The 19,038-nt window shown below is 72.9% G+C and carries 16 protein-coding genes and 2 pseudogenes; 8 read left to right on the top strand and 10 right to left on the bottom strand.

What is annotated here, in order from left to right; translation table 11 throughout:
- Positions 1-118 precede the first annotated feature (118 nt).
- Positions 119-1,087, bottom strand: coding sequence for an FAD-dependent oxidoreductase (locus AC3ERT_RS22340; protein ID WP_435132298.1), 969 nt, complete (start codon positions 1,085-1,087; stop codon positions 119-121).
- 229 nt (positions 1,088-1,316) lie between these two features.
- Here AC3ERT_RS22340 and AC3ERT_RS22335 point away from each other — a divergent pair, with 229 nt between their 5' ends.
- Both AC3ERT_RS22335 and AC3ERT_RS22330 read left to right on the top strand, forming a co-directional pair.
- Complete coding sequence (locus tag AC3ERT_RS22335) at positions 1,317-2,693, top strand: FAD-binding oxidoreductase (RefSeq protein ID WP_435176333.1); 1,377 nt, start codon at positions 1,317-1,319, stop codon at positions 2,691-2,693.
- 146 nt (positions 2,694-2,839) lie between these two features.
- A complete protein-coding gene (locus AC3ERT_RS22330; RefSeq protein WP_435176331.1) occupies positions 2,840-3,478 on the top strand; it encodes a chorismate mutase in 639 nt (212 codons plus the stop codon).
- 64 nt (positions 3,479-3,542) lie between these two features.
- On the opposite strand, the gene AC3ERT_RS22325 is transcribed toward AC3ERT_RS22330, so the two are convergent.
- Entirely contained in the window at positions 3,543-4,487 is a 945-nt protein-coding gene (locus tag AC3ERT_RS22325; RefSeq protein ID WP_435132290.1) for an amidohydrolase family protein, read from the bottom strand.
- 58 nt (positions 4,488-4,545) lie between these two features.
- Between AC3ERT_RS22325 and AC3ERT_RS22320 the strand changes: the two genes are divergently transcribed.
- Positions 4,546-5,076: a MarR family winged helix-turn-helix transcriptional regulator gene (locus AC3ERT_RS22320; RefSeq protein ID WP_435176329.1), complete on the top strand. Its 531-nt coding sequence runs from the start codon at positions 4,546-4,548 to the stop codon at positions 5,074-5,076.
- Positions 5,077-5,095: 19 nt separating this feature from the next.
- Here AC3ERT_RS22320 and AC3ERT_RS22315 read toward each other — a convergent pair.
- From AC3ERT_RS22315 to AC3ERT_RS22290, 6 genes and pseudogenes are all read right to left on the bottom strand, one after another.
- Positions 5,096-5,200, bottom strand: a pseudogene (locus AC3ERT_RS22315) (CGNR zinc finger domain-containing protein); the annotation flags it as partial.
- Between the two features lie 146 nt (positions 5,201-5,346).
- Positions 5,347-6,444: an ABC transporter substrate-binding protein gene (locus AC3ERT_RS22310; RefSeq protein WP_435176327.1), complete on the bottom strand. Its 1,098-nt coding sequence runs from the start codon at positions 6,442-6,444 to the stop codon at positions 5,347-5,349.
- Positions 6,445-6,773: 329 nt separating this feature from the next.
- Complete coding sequence (locus tag AC3ERT_RS22305; protein ID WP_435176325.1) at positions 6,774-7,667, bottom strand: bifunctional 5,10-methylenetetrahydrofolate dehydrogenase/5,10-methenyltetrahydrofolate cyclohydrolase; 894 nt, start codon at positions 7,665-7,667, stop codon at positions 6,774-6,776.
- Between the two features lie 54 nt (positions 7,668-7,721).
- Positions 7,722-8,636 (bottom strand): formyltetrahydrofolate deformylase, encoded by a 915-nt coding sequence (gene purU / locus AC3ERT_RS22300; protein WP_335979772.1) that lies wholly within the window; start codon positions 8,634-8,636, stop codon positions 7,722-7,724.
- Positions 8,633-9,505, bottom strand: a complete 873-nt coding sequence (locus AC3ERT_RS22295; RefSeq protein ID WP_435132278.1) for a methylenetetrahydrofolate reductase — start codon at positions 9,503-9,505, stop codon at positions 8,633-8,635. Before AC3ERT_RS22295 ends, purU begins: the two co-directional genes overlap by 4 nt.
- 62 nt (positions 9,506-9,567) lie before the next feature.
- On the bottom strand, positions 9,568-10,953 hold the full coding sequence (locus AC3ERT_RS22290; RefSeq protein ID WP_435132275.1) for an aminomethyl transferase family protein: 1,386 nt from the start codon (positions 10,951-10,953) through the stop codon (positions 9,568-9,570).
- A gap of 450 nt (positions 10,954-11,403) precedes the next feature.
- Between AC3ERT_RS22290 and AC3ERT_RS22285 the strand changes: the two genes are divergently transcribed.
- From AC3ERT_RS22285 to AC3ERT_RS22270, 4 genes are all read left to right on the top strand, one after another.
- Positions 11,404-12,753 (top strand): PucR family transcriptional regulator, encoded by a 1,350-nt coding sequence (locus AC3ERT_RS22285; protein WP_435176323.1) that lies wholly within the window; start codon positions 11,404-11,406, stop codon positions 12,751-12,753.
- Positions 12,754-12,758: 5 nt separating this feature from the next.
- Positions 12,759-13,640, top strand: coding sequence for a methylenetetrahydrofolate reductase (locus AC3ERT_RS22280; protein WP_335979864.1), 882 nt, complete (start codon positions 12,759-12,761; stop codon positions 13,638-13,640).
- A 127-nt stretch (positions 13,641-13,767) separates the two neighbouring features.
- Complete coding sequence (locus AC3ERT_RS22275; RefSeq protein ID WP_435176321.1) at positions 13,768-14,031, top strand: hypothetical protein; 264 nt, start codon at positions 13,768-13,770, stop codon at positions 14,029-14,031.
- 81 nt (positions 14,032-14,112) lie between these two features.
- Entirely contained in the window at positions 14,113-14,235 is a 123-nt protein-coding gene (locus AC3ERT_RS22270) for an NUDIX hydrolase (protein WP_435132270.1), read from the top strand.
- Positions 14,236-14,416: 181 nt separating this feature from the next.
- Here the strand turns inward: AC3ERT_RS22270 and AC3ERT_RS22265 are convergent, their stop codons facing one another.
- Positions 14,417-14,743 (bottom strand): DAK2 domain-containing protein, encoded by a 327-nt coding sequence (locus AC3ERT_RS22265; RefSeq protein ID WP_435176347.1) that lies wholly within the window; start codon positions 14,741-14,743, stop codon positions 14,417-14,419.
- 465 nt (positions 14,744-15,208) lie between these two features.
- Between AC3ERT_RS22265 and AC3ERT_RS22260 the strand changes: the two are divergent.
- Positions 15,209-15,661 (top strand): annotated as a pseudogene (locus AC3ERT_RS22260) (ribosome small subunit-dependent GTPase A); the annotation flags it as partial.
- 110 nt (positions 15,662-15,771) lie between these two features.
- On the opposite strand, the gene AC3ERT_RS22255 reads toward AC3ERT_RS22260, so the two are convergent.
- Entirely contained in the window at positions 15,772-18,936 is a 3,165-nt protein-coding gene (locus AC3ERT_RS22255) for an FG-GAP-like repeat-containing protein (protein WP_435132267.1), read from the bottom strand.
- Between the last annotated feature and the right edge of the window lie 102 nt (positions 18,937-19,038).

The following is a 19,038-nucleotide window of genomic DNA, read 5'->3' as shown; positions in this document are numbered from 1 at the left end:
CCCCCCCCCCCCCCCCCCCCCCCCCCCCCCCAGGCCCCAACCCGCGTGGCGAGGTGTTCAGTTCGCGGGCGCGCGGCACGGTCCGGCGGGCGGGCGCCAGCGGCCATGGCGCAAGGGATCAGGCCGGACCGACCAGTTGGGCGACGCGCGCCGCGTCTCCCCATGACAACGTGAAACCCGCGCCCCCGTGCCCGTAGCAGGCGAACACCGGCCGGTCGTACCCGGCCACGGATTCAAGGCGCACGCTCGAACGGGCCGGGCGAAGGCCCACCGCACGCGAGAGCACCCGCTGGCCGACCAGGGCGGGGACGAGCCGCTCCACCCGGCGCAAGATCGCCTGCTCCGTCTGCGAGTCGACCTGCTCATCCCATGAACCCGGTTCTCCCGTACCGCCGCACACCACGTCGTGGTCACGCGGTACGACGTACGTCAGGCCCTCGGGGTTGTCGTCGTCGGTGACCCACTCGGTAAGCCCCGGGTTGGCCAGGCGGACCACTTGGCCGCGGATGGGGTACGTCTGGTCGTCGTCGCCCAGGAGCGCGGCCGAGCGCATCCCGGCGGCCACCACAAGGGCATCGGGCTGCTCCTGATCGAGCACCCGCCGCAGGGACCGGACCTCGGCGGTGCGCACCGGCACGCCCAGGTCCAGCACCGCGCTGTGCAGCCAGCGCAGGTAGACGTCGGTCAGAGCAAGCGGCACGGTGCAGCGCACGCCCGAGACCCCGGCATCGGTGACTACGCCAGTGGGCAGTTGGGAGGCGTCGAGCCACTGGTACCTGGGCACGGCACGCGTCCATGACGTGTCCGCATCGGCATCGCGCACCAGTACCGTCCCGGGGCGCATGCGTACTCCCGTGCCGGGCCGGGACGCCAACTGCTTCAGCCGCTGGTAGGTCGCCCGAGCCGAGTCCAGCACCGGCGCGGAGGCGTGTACGTCGTGCGGGAACCAGATCGCCGCCGCCACGCCCGACACGCTCGCCCACGCTTCCTGCGCGGCCAGCACCTGCACGCGGTGGCCGGCCACCGCCAGTTCGTGGGCGATGCACAGCCCGATGACTCCGGCGCCGACCACGGTGATCTCAGCCACGGGGCCCATCGTAGCGACGGCGCCGCGTGGTCCGCTGCGGACGGTCCGCACCCCATCGACTAGATAGAACGTTCGGTCTTGACTCGCACGCGGGGGAGCGCTTCTAATGGCACCACCGAACGTTCTGAACGTCCGCCCTCGTTGGGCGGGTCCGGGTCCACCGGACTGTCGCAGGACGGGTGTGCCGCTCCCACCTTCGCCGAGTTCTCCAGCACAGAGGTGCCCTGCCATGACGAAACGCCCTCAGCTCGACCGTCTGACGGACGCCCTGCGGCGGGCCATCCCCGCAGGCCAGGTACTGACCACCGGGCCGCAGTACGACGCCGGCCGGCACGTCTGGAACGGCGCGGTGTCCGCTCGTCCCGGCGTGATCGTCCGGAGCGCCGACACGGCCGAGGTAGCGACCGCCGTACGGGCCGCACGCGCGTTCGGAGTGCCTCTCACGGTGCGGGGCGGCGGCCACGACTGGGCCGGGAGGGCACTGAGCGACGGCGGCCTGACCATCGACCTCTCCGGTCTGCGCCGGGTGACGGTCGATCCGGGGACGAGGGTCGCCGAGGTGGCGGGAGGGGCTACCGCCGCCGACCTCGTCGCCGCCGCCCAGCCCTTCGGCCTGACGGCGGCGACGGGCACCGCCGGTTCGGTCGGCATGGCGGGCCTGACCCTCGGTGGCGGTTACGGGCCGCTCAGCGGCCGTTTCGGACTCGCCCTGGACAACCTGCTGTCCGCGGAAGTGGTGCTCTCCGACGGGTCGGTCGTCACGGCCGAGGCCGAACGGGAGCCGGAGCTGTTCTGGGCCCTGCGCGGCGGTGGCGGGAACTTCGGCGCCGTCACCTCCATGCGGGTGCGTCTGCACGCCGTGCCGACGCTGCTGTCCGGCATGGTGCTGTACCCCTGGGAGCAGGCCGGGTCCGTCCTGGCCGGCCTGGCGGACGTGTTGGACGGGAGCCCGGACGAGCTGACCGTGCAGTCCGGTGTCCTGCCCGGCCCCGACGGCAAGCCCGTGGTGTTCCTCTCGCCGACCTGGAGCGGCGACGACGTCAAGGCGGGAGAGCGCGAGCTGGCACGGTTGTCCCGACTGGGCACACCCGCCCTCTCCCAGATCGCCCCCGCCACCATGCCCGCGATGCTCGCGGCCATCGACGCGCAGTTCCCCTTCGGCCGGCACGTCGAGATCCGCACACGTTCCGTTCGCTCCCTGACCTCGGGAGTACGGGACATGCTGAGCCGAGCGGGTTCCACCCTGACCTCGCCGTATTCGGCCGTGTCCGTGCACAGCCTGCACGGTGCCGCGACCCGGGTACCCGTCGGGGACACGGCGTTCGGCAACCGCGACGCGCACCTCATGATCGAGATCATCGCCCAGTGGGAGCCCGGCGACCCCGGTGCGGCGGCCCACCGTGACTGGGCCGACGGCCTGGCGGATGCGCTGGAGCCCGAGGCGCTGCCGGGCGGCTACCCCAACCTCCTCGGTCCGGACGCGGTCGGACAGATCGCACACGCCTACGGCCCCCACAACGAGCGGCTGCTCACCGCCAAGCACCGGTACGACCCCTACGCCGTCTTCAAGGCCACCCCTCTGCCCGACCCGTCCCGGACCCGGTGACGGCCCTTGCGGCCGACGGCCCGCGTCCCGCCTTCCCGCGCACACGCGCTGCGGACAACCCAGCCCAGGCGGGCAACCCCGCGCGGCGGGCAACTCCGCTTCCGCGCGGCCCGTTTCCCGCTTCCACCGACGACGGAGACAGACCGTTGAACCTGCGCGACCACATGATCCGCTACGCGCCGATCACCTGCTTTCTGGGAGCCGCGACTGTGCTGACCGTTCCTCAGGCCATGGCGGCGGGCGGCCCCGCGAACGCCGAATCCGTCAGCGGCACGGTGGGCACGGCCAAGCCGCTCGGCGCGCTGGGTCCGCTGACGCATCTCGTCATCCAGCGCATTCTCGTGAGCGATGACGTGGCGGCGTCGAAGTTCGGCACCGGCTCACCCGTCGAGGACCCGGTACGCGAGGCACAGGTGTTGGAGCAGGTCCGCACCCGGGCTGAGGCTTCGGGGGTGGACCCGGAGACGGCGGTGGCGTTCTTCCAGGACCAGATCACCGCGAGCAAGGTCGTACAGCAGGGCCTGTTCGCCCGCTGGACCGCACACCCGCGGGAAGCGCCCACGACGCCTCCCGACCTCGGACCGACGCGCGAGCGCCTCGACCAGCTGACCACGGCCCTGCTCCAGGAGCTCAAGGACACGGAGCACTTGCGCGACGAACTCGTGACCTGCACGGTGCAGTTGGCCGTGGCCACCGGGTCGGGGACCGCGCTCGAGGGCCTGGACACGCTCCATCGCCAGGCCCTGGCCGTCGCGACAGGCTCCGTGTGCCGCCACGGCCAGTGACCGGACACCGCGGCATCCGGCCCGTGCGCGGCGCCGAGGCGAAGCGTGCGCGCGAACGGGGCGATCAGCGGGCGAGGCGGGGGAGGAGTGCCTCGGCGTTGATGCGGTCGATGGCTTCGGCCTGGCCCGGGGTGTGGTCGGGATAGGTCTCGAGGAAGTGGTTGTAGTAGGTGCCGGCCTCCTGTGGGGCGAAGGGCCAGTCGCTGCCGTAGAGGACGTGGCCGGGTTCGGCGAAGGCGAGCAGGGCCGGCAGGGCGGAGGGGCTCGCGGACAGGGCGGTGTCGAAGTAGAACCGCTTCAGGTCGCGCAGGATGTCGTCCGCCTTGCGGTCCCGGTCCACGACGGTGGAGGTGAGGCCGGAGAAGCGGTAGGCGGCGTACGGCAGGAAGCCGCCGCCGTGGGAGAGAATGACCCGCACGTCGCGGTACCGGTCCATGACGCCGTTCAGCACCATGTTCAGGGCGGTGCGGGTGGTGTCGAAGACGTAGTCCGCGAGCGGGGCGGGAGTGCCGGGCAGCAGTGTCATCGGCGGCTGCGCCGGGTGGACGAAGACGTTCGCGGCGCGGCGGTCCAGCTCGGCCCACAGGGGCTCGAAGTCCGGGTCGCCGAGGTACTTGCCGTGGGCGTTGGACATCAGGACCACGCCGTCTGCGCCGAGGACGTCGAGGGCGTGGACGGCCTCGGCGACGGCAGCGTCGACGTCGGGCAGCGGGATGCTGGCGAAGTGGCCGAACCGGTCCGGGTCGTCCTTGACGACCTCGGCGCCGTACTCGTTGACGGCGCGGGCCAGATCGCGGGCGGCCGCGTCGTCGCCGAGGTGGACGCCGGGCGAGGTGACGGACATGACGCCGGTGGCGATGCCCTGCTGGTCCATCATCGCGATCGCGCTCCGCGGGCTCCAGGCGGGAATGGCCCAGCCGCCGGAGTCCAGGCCGCGCGCGGCCAGGGTGTCGGCCCAGACCGGCGGGACGATGTGCTGGTGGACATCGATGCGTGCGGGGAAGTCCATGACCGCGAGCCTCCTAAAAATTAGCTTGCTAATTAATTCATTGAGTAAGCTAACAGCCATGCGGGAGTCGAGCAAGCACGAAGAGGCGGACCTCCAGGACCCGGCCGGGGACGAGGCGGGCGTGCCGGAGCTGGCACAGGCCGCCGACCGGCTGTTCTATGCCATGCGCCGCTCTCGGGCGGCCACCATGGGCCGCTCCGGGGCAAGGCTCTCCATGGCGCAGCTCGCCCTGCTGGAACCCCTCGCCTCGGACGCTGGGAGCGAGGGCCTGCCGGTCGGCAGGCTCGCCGTCACCGCCGAGGTCAGCGTCCCCACCGCCACCCGCATGCTCAAGCAGCTCGAAGCGGTGGGCGTGGTCACGCGGCAGCGCTCCCCGCACGACGAGCGGCAGGTCCTCATCCGCCTCACCGAGGACGGCGCCGACCGGCTCGCGGCGATGCGGGCGGAACTGCGGGCGCGCCAGTCCAAGGCGCTGGCGCACTTCACACCGCGGGAACGCCGCGAACTCGCCGCGCAGCTCGACCGCCTCGCCGGCGTCATCGGCGACACCGTCCCCCGGCCGGCCGAAGGGGAGTCCGCGCGGCGCTGATCCTTTTCCCGCGGGTGGGTCAGCGGGTGCGTTCGCAGTGGCGGCGTGCTTTTGCGCGGTTGCCGCAGACGGCCATCGAGCACCAGCGGGCGCGGTTGGCACGGCTGCGGTCGAGCCGGAACAACTTCGTTGCTCCCGCGCCCAGCGTCTGCCTCCGGCCGGGGTGCCGAGCGCGTCCTGTTCGTACGTCGGCGCCGCCGTCGAACGACTGCGCACACCGCGTAGGCGCCCCGGCTGCCGGGCGCTGGCCGTAGGGGGCCGGTTCGGTGGTCAGGGCAGATAGGTGTTCGTCCAGTCGCCGGCGGCGACCTCCGCCGTTTGCGGTAGCGCGCCGAGGGAGTTGATGAACGTCAGCGCGGTACGCCAGCCCGCCGGCGTCATCGTGGCCCGGGCCGGCCAGTCCACCAGCCGCAGACTCGACGAGAGCACCCCCGCCGGGACCCCCGGCAGCGCCTTCCGCGCCACGGCCTGCACCGCGGGCGAGTCGAGATGGGCGTTCATGGACGCCGTCGCCTGCTGCACCGCGGTGGCGAACTTCCGTGCGGTGGCGGCGTGCTGGCCGAGATAGCTGCTGCGTGCCACCACCACCTCGCTGTAGCCGGTGCGCGCGTTGGACCAGACCGGCACCTTCGTCGCGTCCGCGACGACCACACCGTCGCCCTCCGCCTGGATCTGGAGCGGCGCCGGCTCGGAGGTGGTGAACCAGTCGATCTGGTGGCTCTTCAGCGCGGCCTTGTCCGCGGCCGGGGTCGGCAGCGAGACCCACTTCACCCCGTCCGGGGCGACTCCGTACGCCTTGAGGAACAGCCCGGCCTCGGCCTTGGTGTTGCTGGAACTGGCGCCACCGGTCGACCCGGCCAGCGCCTTCGCGACCTGCGCGGCCGGGGTGGCGGCGGTCAGGCCGTGCGCCTTGGCGAACGAGGTTCCCACGATCAGCCCCAGCGGATTGCCGACGCCGTCGGCGGCGATCGCCTTCACCGGGACGTGCTGGGCGACGGCCGAGGCGAAGTCGGTGGGGCTGTCGTTGAGGAACTGCACCGAGCCCGACTCCAGCGCGGATATGCCCGTCGCGGCCGTCAGCGTCACGAACTTGACCTTCAGGCCCTGCCGGGCGAAGTAGCCGTTCGCCTCGGCCAGCCGAATCGGCAGCTCGAAGATGTTGCTGCCGACGCCCACCGTGACGGTGCTGCCCGAGCCGGCGTTCCCGCCGCCGCAGGCGCTCAGCAGCCCCGCGGCCAGCACGGCGGCGGTGCACACGGCCCCCGCGCGCATCCGCCCGGGCCGCCGCCACCTGCCCGGCGCGCGCCGGCGCCGGCCGTCCGGGGCGTGCGCGTCGTGCGGTGTGTACGGGATGAGGTGTCGCAACATCGGAACTCCTGTCACCGTGCCTGCGGGTGGAAAGGACGCGCCTCCGGGGGAGGGGCGGGTGAGCGGTGGGGTCGGATCAGTGTGAGATCGGGACGGTGCCGCAGCGCGGCCCGCCCTCGGCGCGCGGGAAGGCGTTCAGTGAGCCGCTTCGGGCTGTGCCCGGGAGGGGTGCCGGCCGGTGGTGAGGGGTTGGCAGCGCCGTGGGTGGCGAGCTGGTGCGGTGGGGGTGTCCTGTGACGTGGGAGGTGTGCGCCGGCGGCGGGGTGGTGGCTGGGGGCTGCTGTGGTTGGTGCGCGGGGTGCTGGTCGGTGGTGCAGCGGGGGTCGGGGTCAGGGGGTCGCTTCGGCTGGGCGGCGGGCTGCTGCGTCGTGCGGGTTGAGCTTGGCGGCGTGTGCTGCGGCGTGGACGGTGTTGGCCAGCAGCATGGCGATCGTCATCGGGCCGACGCCGCCGGGGACGGGGGTGATGCGGCCGGCGACGCCGCCGAGTTCGGCGGTACGGGCGTCACCGCGCAGGCCCTCGGGGGTGCGGTGGATGCCGACATCGATGACGGTGGCGCCCGGGGTGATGTGCTCGGGGCCGATCAGACCCTGCACCCCGGCGGCCACCACCACGATGTCCGCGGCACGGGTCGCGGCCGGCAGGTCCGCGGTGGCGGCGTGTGCCACGGTGACCGTGGCCCCGCGGTGCAGCAGCAGCTGCGCCAGCGGGCGGCCGACCAGCTCGCCCCAGCCGACGACGGCGACGCACGCGCCGGCCAGTTCGATCCCCTCGGCGTCGAGCAGCGCGACGATCCCGCTCGGGGTGCAAGGGCGCAGCCCGGGCACCCCGCGGGCGAGCCGGCCGGCGCTGCCGGTGGTGAGGCCGTCGACGTCCTTGGCGACCGGGATGCGGTCGATCAGGTCGGCCGCCGACAGGTGGGGCGGCAGCGGGAGTTGGAGGAGGATGCCGGAGGCCGCCGGGTCCGCGGCGAAACCGTCGACCACCGCGGCTACCTCTTCCCGGGTGGCGGTGGCCGGCAGGTGGCGGTGCAGGTCGCGGATGCCCGCCGCCCGTACGGCGCGGCGCTTCGCGGCGACGTACACCGCGCTGGCCGGGTCGTCGCCGACGAGGATCGTGGCCAGGCCGGGGACGGTCCCGGCGGCGGCCAGCCGGGCCGCGTCCGCGGCGACCCGGGCCCGGACGGCGCGGGCGGTCCTGGTGCCGTCGATGGTGAGGGTCATGGGCGAACCCGCTTTCTGCCGGCGGCCGTTGCGCGGCACCCCGGCGCAGGGCGGTCAGGTGAAGACGATGGTGTGGTTGCCGTCGCGGACCACCCGGTCCTCGGCGTGCCAGAGCACCGCGCGGGAGAGCACGGCCCGCTCCACGTCGGCGCCGCGGCGGGCGAGGTCGGCGGCGGTGTCGGCGTGGGTGACGCGCACCACGTCCTGCTCGATGATCGGCCCCTCGTCCAGTTCGGGCGTCACGTAGTGGGCGGTGGCGCCGACGAGCTTCACCCCGCGCTCCTTGGCCCGGGCGTACGGCCCGGCGCCGATGAAGGCGGGCAGGAAGGAGTGGTGGATGTTGATGATCGGCACCCCCAGCCGCTCGATGACGTCCGCGGACAGGATCTGCATGTAGCGGGCGAGGACCACGAAGTCGACGTTGCCCTTCAGCAGCCGCACATGCTCGGCCTCGGCGGCGGACTTGTCGGGCCCGGCGGAGGGCACGTGGAAGAAGGGGATGCCGAAGTTCCGCACCTCCTCGGCGAGGTCGGGGTGGTTGGAGACCACCATGGGGATGCTGACGGGCAGTTGGCCCTGCCGGTGCCGCCACAGCAGGTCCAGCAGGCAGTGGTCGGACTTGGACGCGAAGACCGCCATCCGCTGGGGCACGGACAGGTCGCGCAGGGTGTAGCCGAGGCCGTAGCGGCGGGCCAGGGCGTCCAGGGCGGTGCGCAGGCCCGGCAGCGCGGCCCGCAGGCCGGCCGCCGTGAACACCGCGCGCTGGAAGAAGGTGCCCTGCCCGGACCCGTCGGAGTACTGGTCGAGGGCCACGATGTTCGCGCCGCGCTCGCTGAGCAGCGAGGTGACGGCGGCCACGATGCCCGGGGCGTCGGCGCCCTTGACGATCAGGACGGCCGGGTGGCCCGCGGGGGCCGGGTCGCCCGGTGCTGCCTGCTCGGCTTTCTTCGTCGGTGCGGCGGCGGTCATACGCCGGCCTCCTTCGCGAAGTCGGCGACCCAGCGGGCGGTCGCCCCCAGCCCGCCGAACGTGTAGAAGTGGATCGTGACGTCGCCGTGCCGCGCCGGCTCGTACCCCTCGGCGAGGGCCCGCAGGAAGCGGTCCGGCCCCGCGGTGCCCATCAGGTGGGTGAGCGACAGCCCGTACTTGCGGGCGATCGACGCGCTGGTGCCGACCCCGAACCGGGCCGCGTACGCCATCAGGCGCCGCACCCCCGCCGGTCCCGGCACCCCGACCCGCACCGGCAGCGCCACCCCGCGGCCGCGGGCCTGCTCGATCCAGCCGAGCACGGCCTCGGCGTCGAAGCCGAACTGGGTGACGACGCTGCCGGCGAGCCCCTGCTCCGCCAGTGCGGCGGCCTTCCCGGCGAGCGCCGACCACAGCACGTGGTCGGGGATGGCGGGATGGCCCTCGGGGTAGCCGGCGACGGCGGCGCGCCGGACCCCGTACCGCGCGAGCAGCCCGGAGTCGATGAGCGACAGGGCGTCCGGGTAGGGGCCCTCGGGCACAGCGGGGTCGCCGCCCACCACGAGGACGTCCGCGCAGGCGCCCTCCGCCCGCAGCGCGCCGAGGAACTCCTCGAAGGCCGGCCGCGACGGCAGCCGCCGGGCCGACAGGTGCGGCACCGGCACGAACCCCAGCCGGCGCACCGCCCGCGCGGCCGCCACCCGCGTCGGAAGGTCCTCGCTGCCGAGGAAGGTGACGTGGATGCGCGTGCCCGGCGGGATGCCCGGCGCCGCGTCCGCCAGGCCGGCGACGTCCTTCCCGGTCATCTCCAGGGAGAAGTCCGCCAGCAGCGGGGTGCGCAGCGCCGGGGCTGCCGATGTGTCAGGACGCATGGTGCTCCTTGGTGGGGAGGGGCGGGCGGCCGCGGCCCGCCGGCGGACGGCGCTCGCGCGGCTCACGCCTGCGCGGCGGCGCGGTACTTGGTGCGCGCGAAGCGGTCCAGCGGCGCGGACTCCACGGTGGCGCGGACCTCCACCTGGTCGTGCGGCTCCACGGCCGGCTTCGCCGAGCAGGGGCTCTCCCCCCACACCACCCGCACCTCGGTGCCCGGCCGCGCGACCTCCTCGTCGACGACGGCCAGCGACACCACGGCCTGGTCGCGCACGACGTAGCCGCAGTCCATCGAGATGCCCGCCTGGCGCCCGCCGGCCAGCACCGTGTCCATCTGGAACTGGCCGTACCGCGCCTTGGGGATGTCGAAGTACTTGTAGGTGGGCCCGGGCGTCCACAGCGAAGAGAACAGCCGGGCCGCGTCGTCGGGGTGCCAGACCAGCGTCACCTTGTGCCGGTGCGGGCGCTCGGCGCGGGCCCGCAGCGCGTCGCGGCCGACGAAGTCGTGGTCGAACTTCACCAGCCGGCCGTAGCCGAGGTCGTAGGGCGTGACGTAGTAGTCGGTGATGTCCGGCGAGGCCATGCTGCCGCCCAGCGAACCCGCGCTGGTGGCGGGCAGCCATGCCCGGTAGGCGGCGAGGTCGTCGCCGGTGAAGATCGCCGGCAGCGGGCCGGGTATCCAGCCGGACTCCAGGTTCGCGGTGGAGTACGCCGCCGAGCCGACCCGCTTGATGCCGAACTCCTCGCCGGCCCGCAGGATCGCCTCGTAGACGGCCGCGCCCTCCTCCCACGGCCCGAACAGCTCGAAGCCGACCTGCCCGGCCATGCCGTGCCGGACCGCGCGGGCCCGGTGCCCGGCGATCGTCAGCGTGGTCATGCCGAAGAACCGCACGTCGGGCAGCGGTTGTCCGGTGAGCTTCTCCACCAGCGGGCCGGCCGAGGGGCCCTGCACCTCGTACCGGTACAGCTTCGGCGGGCGGCCGCCGCGCTGCACGGACTGCGGGTCGCGCTCCAGGGTCACGTCCCAGTCGCCGGTGCGCGCATTGAACTCGACCCAGTCGATGACGGTCCGCCGCCCGACCAGGTCGACCGAGGTGTCGTCGAGCCCGAACAGCACCGCGTCGCCGATGTAGTGGCCGTCGCCGTTCACCGCGACGAACTGCTTGGCCCGGTCCCGGCCGAACCCGGCGAAGCTGTTCACGCCCAGGCGCTCCAGCAGCCGGACGGTGTCCGGGCCCTGGATGAACAGGTCGGTCATGTGGTGCGACTGGTCCATCAGCGCGCAGGAGGTGTGCCACGCGAGCGCCTCCTCCCGCCAGTTGGTGAACTCCCGCGGTACGAAGCCCAGGCCGTGCGAGAACGCCCGGATCGGCTGGTCGCGGATCAGGTCGACGGCGCTGCCGACGCGGTCGATCGCCGCCTGGAGACTCTCGGGTGTGGCGTGGTCCACGGTGTGCCTTCCGTCAGGGGAGGGGGACGGCGCCGCACCGGCCCGGTGGGGTGACCGGTCGCGGCGCCGGGACCACGTTCGCACCGCGGCGTACGGCGGATCACGGGCGCGCAGCCCAAAGCCGGACCCCCGCTCGTTGTGGCCTGGCACAGTTCCGGTGCCGGGCCCGCCACCTCGCGCCGCGGGCGGGTCGCGGCCGGCGGGCCGCGTGGTACGGTCGCTGGCCAGAAACGCGCCGACCAGCACGGCAGCGCCCGATCGGGCGCCGCGCCCACCCGGCCGCCGGCCCCGGGCCGTGGTGCACCGGCCCGGCAACGGGCCTACGGGGACGGCGGGTTCGGCGGTCCCCGGCCGGTCGGGGCGGCCCGCGGATCGAGGAGGCTTCGCGTTGGAAACGGTCCCGCCGCCCGCACCCCGGGAACGTCACGCGCACCGGGCCGCGCGCCCCCGATGACCGCCGCGCGCGACGAGTTCGCCGACCTGCGCCACGTGATGGCGCTGTGCGGCGAGCTGTCCGGGCTGGCGGCCACCGACTGCGACCTGGAACAGGTCGTGACCCTGGTGGCCGGACGCGTCGGGGTGTGGGCCGCGGTCGTCGACGACACGCTGTCGGTACTGGCGGCCGGCGGCGCGGGCCCGGCCGGTGCCGGCGGCGGGGACAGCGGCCCGGGCCCGGCCGGTGCCGGCGGCGCGGGCCTGGCGGGCGTGCTGGACAACGACCCCGACGCGGTGGCGCAACTCGTCGCCGCCGCCTCCCGGATGCGCCGCGCCCTGTCGCTGCCGGCCGCCGGCGCCTCGGCGGTGTCGCTCGTGGTCGCCCCCATCCTCGTCGGCGACGACGCCGTGGCCCATCTGGTGACGGCCGGCCACGACGCCGACGAGACCGGCGAGGACGCCCGGATCATGGTCACCGAGCACGCCGCCATGGTCTGCGCGGTCGTCCTCGGCCGCCGCCGCGTCGTGGCGATCGCCGCCGGGCGGGCCCGCCGCGAACTGTTCGACGGGCTGGTACTCGTCGGCGACCGCACCGGCAGCGCCGACGCCGAGGGGTGGGCGCGCCACCTGGGCATCGAACCCGGCCAGCGGCACCGGGTGCTGGTTGCCGCGGTGCGCCCGCCCGCCGGCGCCCCCGCGGCCCCGCTGCCCGCCGCGGCAGCGCCCACCGCCGCCACGGCCGCGATCGACCTGGTCGAGCACATGCTCGCCACCCGCTGCCCGGGTGCCACCGTCGTCAACCGTGACACCGAGGTGGTCGCGCTCGTCCCCGGCGACGACGACGCGGGCCTGGCCCGGCGGCTGACCGCGCTGGCCGCGCTGTGCCGCGACGCGGTCGCGGCGCGCTTCCCCGGGGTGCGGCTGGTCGCGGGCCTGGGTGACCCGCACACCGGCGCGGGCCGGATCAGCACGTCGTACACTGAGGCGCGCCGCGCGGTGGACATCGGCAGCGTGATGCCGGGGCTGTCCGGCGTGACGGTGTTCGCCGAACTCGGCGTGCACCGCCTGCTGGCGCAGGTGCGCGACCCCGGCGAGCTGGGCGGCTTCGCCCGTGACGTGCTGGGGGACCTCATCGACCACGACCGGGACAACGGCACCGACTACTGCGCCACGCTCACCGCCTACTTCCGGCAGAACGGCAGCCTGCGCCGCGCGGCCGACCTGCTGCACACCCACCCGAACACCGTGGTCTACCGCATCCACCGGGCCGAGAAGATCAGCCGGCTCGACCTCGGCTCGTACCCGGACCGGCTGGCGGCCCAGGTGGCCCTGGAGATCGTCAACGCACTGGGAGGTGACGTGTGAGGGACATGCCGGCCGCGCGCGGCGGCCCCCTGCTGGGCGCGTACGTCGTACCGGAGGCGGGCGACCGGGAGTCCGCCGCGGACGCCGCCGCGGCCGTACGCGCCGCGGGCGCCGACCTCATCGTGACCGCGACCTCGGGGCCCGAGCGCTCCCGGTACACCAGCACCAACCAGTCGATCGACCTGGCGGCGGCCTGCCAGAAGCACACCGGCGGACCGGCGCTGGCCACGGTTACCACTTGGAGCCGGACCGTGACGGCGCTTCAGGCGCACCTGCTGGGCGGGCACGCCCGCGGCGTCACCCGCCTGGTGTGCGGCAACGGCAGCCCGCCGGCCAGCGGCGACCGGGCGCAGGCCGACGGGCGCTGGGCGGTCGACGCCGTCGGCCTGATCGAGCTGCTGCGCGGCCTCAACGAAGGCGTCGACCGCTACGGCCTGCGGCTGGCCGCGCCCACGCACTTCGACATCGGGGTGCGGCTGCGCGCGGTGCCCGCGCTGACCGCCGCGGACCGCGCCCGGATCGGCGCCCGGATCTCCGCGGGCGCGCACTTCGTGGTGACCAGCCCGGTCTACTCCCGGGCCGCGCTGGACACGCTGCTGGACCAGGTCGGCGGGGCGGTGCCGGTGTTCGCCACGGTGCACCCGCTGCGGTCGCTGGCGGAGGCGGAGCAGCTGCGGCGCGAACTGCCGGACGGCTGCGTGCCCGCCGAACTGGTCGAGCGGATGGCGCGGGCGGGCGATGCGGCCGCCGAGGAGGGCGGCCGCATCGCCGTGGAACTCGCCGCGCGCTGCGCGGAGGTGGCCGACGGGATCATCCTGTCCCGCGCCGACCGGCCCGAGTTCGTCGCCGGGGTGCGGGCCGTGCTGCCCCGCCCGGTCGCCGGGTAGCGCCCGGCGTGCCGCGCCGGGACCGCTCAGGGGGCCGCGTTTCGCCGGTGGCGGTGCGGCGGCCGGCGTGGATGACGGGTGCCGGTCGGGGAGCCGTGGGCATCGCCCCGGAAGGCGACGCCGCCGCGTGCCGGTGGGTTGCCGTCGGCACGCGGCCGACCTGAAGTTCGACAAGCGCAAGACCCAGGCCGAAGCCCGGCAGATAGAAAAGGACTCCGTCCTGCGCCAGCTCAACCCGGGCGACGGCACCGCGGCCAAGGAACCCACAAGCCAGGAGCGCTTCAAGGCCGAACGCACCGGCCGGACCGAGACCCCGCGCGAGACGCTCCGCGAAGCCGTCCGCCAAGCTGCCCGGCGGTCGGCTGGAGATCGTCGCTCAGGAGACCGGTGAGGCGGCTGATCGGACGCCCGAAGAGGCCGTCGCACGGGAGGTGCTGGCGTGACGTACGGTGCGGTAGCTCGGGACACTTCGGTGACACCCGTCGCCAGCCACGAGCACAAGCAGGTCGGCCTGTTCACCGCGGACGACGTCGCGGGGCTCGACATGCCGGCGGGCTACAAGGCGTCCATCCGGGCCTGGTACGAACGGCGGTAGGCCGTGAACGCCGCCGTCGCCGGCCGTCGGTCGCCTGCTCGGAAGCGCGACGTGGGCGGTTCTCCCGAAGGTTCGAAGCACTGCGGGCATCGGCGCTCGCACCCCACGAGACGCCGCAGTTCCTGGAAGCGCTACAGCGAAAGCGCCGAGCGCCTGGTCGTCGTTCATCGATCGGGTCCGCTCAGGCGCTGCCGACTTCGGTACCGCGTAGCCGTAGGAAGGGGCGGGCCACAGGACTCCTGCGGCCCGCCCCTTCGTGTCTGCGCGTCTTGACGTGCGGTGTACAGCTTGGCGCCACGGCTGGCTGGTGCATTTGGCCACCTCCGCCTCGGTCAAGACGGAGGCGGGGGTGGATGGCGACGTGGGGTACGTGTACGTCGGCCAGCGCGGTGAGGAGGAGGGCGGCGCCGATCGCGCCGGGGTCGGGGGTGCCCAGGACCCGGTGGCCGAGGTAGCCGGAGCGGCCGCGGCCGCCGGTCGTCTCGGCGGTGGAACGGGCCCCGGTGATGGTGGTTTCGTCGTCGTCCTGGGCGGCAGCCAGGCAGCGTGCGGCGGGTACGAGACGCCGCCGCGATCCGCAGCATCGGCATGGCCGCTCCTGGCGACCGCACTCTCATCGACGGGTGTGGGCGCGGGTTGCCGGCGGCCCCGGATCGACGTGCTCGTTGTGGGAGGGGGCGTGGGGTCGGAGCGAATGGGTCTTGCTGCGTGAGTGGGCGCGTAATTCGGTGGCGGGGTGGTGGGGGAGGGGCTACGGTGCGGGGGTTGGTAGAGAGCGGCGCCTGTCGGGGTGGTCGCGTCGGTCGTGTGTGTGATCAGGGAGGTGTGACCCGATGGCTGTTTCTGTGGCGGGTGTTGCCCGTATTCGGCTGATCGTGCAGTTCGCCTCTGTGGTCTCCGGCTGACTTCTTCCTGCTTGTGCGGCGCGCCTGTTGGGGGCGCGTGGGCCGGGGCCCTGTTCGAAGGGTTTCCGTTGTCTTTTTCTTTTCGTGATGCTTCCTCGCATGCCCTCGTGCCCTATGGGTGGGACGACGTGTGGGAGGCGGAGTTCGTGCCGTACGCCGAGCGCGGGTTGGTGCCCGGGCGGGTGGTGCGGGTGGACCGCGGGCTGTGTGACGTCTTCACGCCCGACGGGGTGGTGCGGGCCGACACCGAGTTCGTGGTGCCCAGGGACCCGATGCGCGTGGTGTGCACGGGGGACTGGGGCGCCGTGGACCCCGCGGGCCACGACCCGCGCTTCGTACGGGAGTTGCTGCCGCGGCGCTCCCGCTTCGTACGGTCGACGTCGTCCAAGCGGTCCGAGGGCCAGGTGCTGGCCGCGAACGTGGACCATGTGGCGGTGTGCGTCTCGCTCGCCCTGGAGCTGGACCTGGGCCGGCTGGAGCGGTTCGTCTCGCTGGCCTGGGAGAGCGGGGCACGCACTGTTTTCAGTGACAAAATGCTCCGCGCCGGGCGGCGACCGAGCGCAGTGAAGGTGTTGGGGTGACCGCGTCGTGCTTCATGCGGTCACCCCTATGGCGCTGTGCGGGCTGGGCGTCAGGCGAGGTTGGTTATGGTGTTCCAGATGGGGTTGGTGCTGACGAGGGCGTGGGCGGCGAGGCGTGCGCCTGTGTCGGCGGTGGGGGCTTCGCCGGGGTTTTCCCAGAGTTGGTGGGTGTTGGTGATGGTGTAGGCGTCGGGGTGTCTGTCGCCGTCGATGTCGCCGGGGCTGGTCATGAGGGGGCGGTCGGTTGCGAGGTAGGCGCCGGGGGAGGCGATTTGGATGGCGGTTGCGGTGGTGAAGCCGTCGGTGGTGTTGCCGGTGAGAGGGTAGAGGTAGACGGCGCCGGTGGCGTCGTTGCGTGCCCACAGGTCGGGGGTGCCGTCACCGGTGGCGTCGCCGGGTGCCATGAGGGTGTCGCCGGTCCAGGTGGTGGTGCCGAGCTTGTAGGCAGCGCTGAAGTGGCCGGTCTGTGTACTGCCGAGGAAGAGCCAGGCAGTGTCGTTCTCGACGGTGATCAGGTCCGGGATGCCGTCGCCGTCGATGTCGCCTGGGGCGACGAGTTGGGCGACGGCGCTCCAGTCCGACAGGTAGTTGCTGCAGTCGGTGCTTGTGCAGGCGGGACGCGAGACGGAGACGCGGTGTGAGGCGGTGAAGTAGCGGTTGCTGTTGCCTTCGAGGCCGCCGGAGTTGTTGAGGTTGTTGGCGTAGAGGAAGAGACGGCCGTTTTTCCAGGCCCAGAGGTCGTCGATCCAGTGGTTGGTGGTGGAGTGGGTGGTGCTGGAGCGGTGGGCGAGGAGGGTGTGGGCCCAGGTGGTGGTGCCGTCGGCGGCGGGGGGTGCGTCGGCGGGGTCGGCGGCGATGGTGGGCCCGTTGGCGGGGATCTCGGTGGTGGTGGGGAGGAGGTCGAGGTTGCCGGTGGCGGAGTCGGCGCCGAGCAGGTCGGGGGTGCCGTCGCCGTCGATGTCGCCTGGGTGGACCTGGGCGGTGATGTCGGCGGGGACGTAATAGGTGTAGGCGACGGGTTGGGATTCGTTGCCGGCGTTGTCGACGGCGGCGACCCAGAGGGTGTTGGTTCCCCACACGGAGGGTGCGAACTTCAGGTCGTAGGTTCCGGCCGTGGTGGCGGTGGCGTGGGTGCCGCCGTCGTCGGCGAGGGCGGCGGAGGAGGAGGTGGAGTAGTCGAAGTGGTTCAAGCCGCTCGCGTGGGCGCCGGAGGGGACTGGATCGGTGGCGGCGAGGTGGAAGGTGGCGGTGTCACCTTGGTGTTTGGTACCGGTGCCGTCGGTGGGGTAGTCGGTGGAGGTGACGGTCAGGCCGGTGGGTGCGGTGGCGTCGTACCAGAAGTAGCAGTTGGGGGTTTCGGTGGACTGGTCGATCTCGTCGTCGGCGCGGACGTGCCAGCCGTAGAGGTGGCCGTCCTTGAGGGGGTGGGCGGTCGGTGACACGGTGATGTGGACGGTTCCGCCGGTCCCGGTGACGGTGGCGGAGTTGCCGTCGGAGTCTCCGGTGGAGATGAGGTTGCTGGCGGTGGCGGTGCCGGAGCCGCCCTTGTCCCAGAAGGCGAACTGGCCGCGGATGTTCTGCTTGGCGCCGTCGGGGTCGGAGACGTGTGCGGACAGGGTGATGCCGTTGTTTTTGCCGACCCAGCCGTAGGTGCCGTCGCAGCCGTCGTTGGAGGGGTTGACGGGCTTGGGGCTGGAGGTGGGGGAGGTGGGGGTGCTGGGTGGGGTGTTGTAGGTGATGGTGAGGGTCGCCTTCTTGTTGAAGCGTTTGAAGGCGGTCTGGTTGCTCTCGCTGCCGGTCAGGCGATAGGTGGCGATGCCGTCGCCGTCGCTGCTGACGGAGCCGGTGACGTCGAATGCGCCCTTGGTGGTGCCGGCGCAGTCGGCATTTCCCGAGCCGGTGAAGCCGTGGGTGCTGGTCTGGGTGTAGGCGGTGGGTTGGGAGTCCCAGGTGGTGGAGCTGCTGATGTGGCCGACGTTCGTCTCGGTGATCGTGTAAGAGGTACAACTCCAGTCGGCCGAGTAGGACTGGGTGACGTTCAGCTTGGCGTCGCTGATGTGCTTGTCGCCCATGGTGGCGCCGATGCTGAACTGGTAGTAGGTGCGCTCTTTGCCGGTGGGGCTCGCATAGCCCTGGTATCCGACGCCGAGGACGTTGTCCGTGTCGCCGTAGCGGCTGGTGCCGGGGTACGCGGACTGGACGTAGGTGGAGCCGGTGGAGGTGTCAGTGACCGACACCCAGGTGGGGTCGATGTAGACCGGGTAGTGGGTCGAACTGCCGGTGAGCAGGTCGTGGTCCGGGGTGAGCCGGATGTCGCCGCCGGTGGTCACGTTCACACCCACAGGGGCGACCTGTGCCCCTGGCCCCGGAGCGCTGTCGGTGTCGACAGCCGTCGTGGTGTCATCGGCCGGTGCGACTGCGGTACGGGCTGCGGCTTTGGTTCCGTTTGCGGCCGGTTGCGTCGTAGTGGTCGAGTCCCACATCAGCGGCGCGGCGGCCTGGAATGCGACGGCGCCGGTAGATGTGTCGGTGGCGGTGAGGTTGCCTCCGGCGTCGGTGGAGACGGCTACGCCTTGGCCCGATGTGGCGAGGGTCAGACTGGCGAGGTCCGGGTCGGCCGCTGCTTGAGCAGTCTTGACCACCAGGACCTCGCTGAAGCCGCCCTGTTCGTCCGCGGTCACCTCCAAGTCGACATTGGGCAGCACATCGCCGTACACGGCCTGGTTGCCGGTCACCGTCGGCGTGGGAAGTGACGTGGGCCAGGACAGGGCGAGTTGACGGCCCGCGTTCGTAAGCGTGGCCAGCGGCCCGGACCCGCCGTCGGACAGCACGAGCCCCGTGGTGGAAACGACCGGCGACAAGGTGCCGTCGCCGTTCGGCTGCAACGTGGCGTCCAACGGTATCCACGCGCCGTCGCGCTGCAACCGCTCAGGCTCAGAGCTCACAGTCTGTACGAAGGTGCCGTCCGGCTGCGCGGTGACGGTGCTGTCTGCCTCGGTTGCCGCGTCCACGGCAACGGGTTGACCGGTGGAGACGGCTTGTGTGGATGCCGTGTCCTCCGCTTGCTGCAACGCGGTCGGAGCAGGGCCGGGGTCTGTTGAGGAGTCGGCGCGCGCGGCCGATACCGGTATGAGCAGGGTCGCGGCGATGGCGCCGCCAGCCAAGGCAGCCACGGTGCGGTGCCGCATCTTGGCGATCAGGGGTGTGTGGTGCATGCGTCCTCGTCTTCCAGCCGGCATCCCGGAGGTGAGCATGGGCGACGGCGGACACTAGTACGAAAACCGGAGTAGAAAGCGCCAGGACGGACTGCGTTTGAC

The organism is Actinacidiphila sp. bgisy145, assembly GCF_057708125.1.
This window is presented reverse-complemented; position numbering and strand designations above follow the sequence as displayed.

Excerpts from the sequence above, each read along its gene's own strand:
- AC3ERT_RS22335 (WP_435176333.1), top strand. The coding sequence starts at position 1,317 with ATGACGAAACGCCCTCAGCTCGACCGTCTGACGGACGCCCTGCGGCGG.
- AC3ERT_RS22325 (WP_435132290.1), bottom strand. The coding sequence starts at position 4,487 with ATGGACTTCCCCGCACGCATCGATGTCCACCAGCACATCGTCCCGCCG.
- AC3ERT_RS22320 (WP_435176329.1), top strand. The coding sequence starts at position 4,546 with ATGCGGGAGTCGAGCAAGCACGAAGAGGCGGACCTCCAGGACCCGGCC.
- AC3ERT_RS22310 (WP_435176327.1), bottom strand. The coding sequence starts at position 6,444 with ATGTTGCGACACCTCATCCCGTACACACCGCACGACGCGCACGCCCCG.
- AC3ERT_RS22305 (WP_435176325.1), bottom strand. The coding sequence starts at position 7,667 with ATGACCCTCACCATCGACGGCACCAGGACCGCCCGCGCCGTCCGGGCC.
- purU (WP_335979772.1), bottom strand. The coding sequence starts at position 8,636 with ATGACCGCCGCCGCACCGACGAAGAAAGCCGAGCAGGCAGCACCGGGC.
- AC3ERT_RS22295 (WP_435132278.1), bottom strand. The coding sequence starts at position 9,505 with ATGCGTCCTGACACATCGGCAGCCCCGGCGCTGCGCACCCCGCTGCTG.
- AC3ERT_RS22285 (WP_435176323.1), top strand. The coding sequence starts at position 11,404 with ATGACCGCCGCGCGCGACGAGTTCGCCGACCTGCGCCACGTGATGGCG.
- AC3ERT_RS22280 (WP_335979864.1), top strand. The coding sequence starts at position 12,759 with ATGCCGGCCGCGCGCGGCGGCCCCCTGCTGGGCGCGTACGTCGTACCG.
- AC3ERT_RS22255 (WP_435132267.1), bottom strand. The coding sequence starts at position 18,936 with ATGCACCACACACCCCTGATCGCCAAGATGCGGCACCGCACCGTGGCT.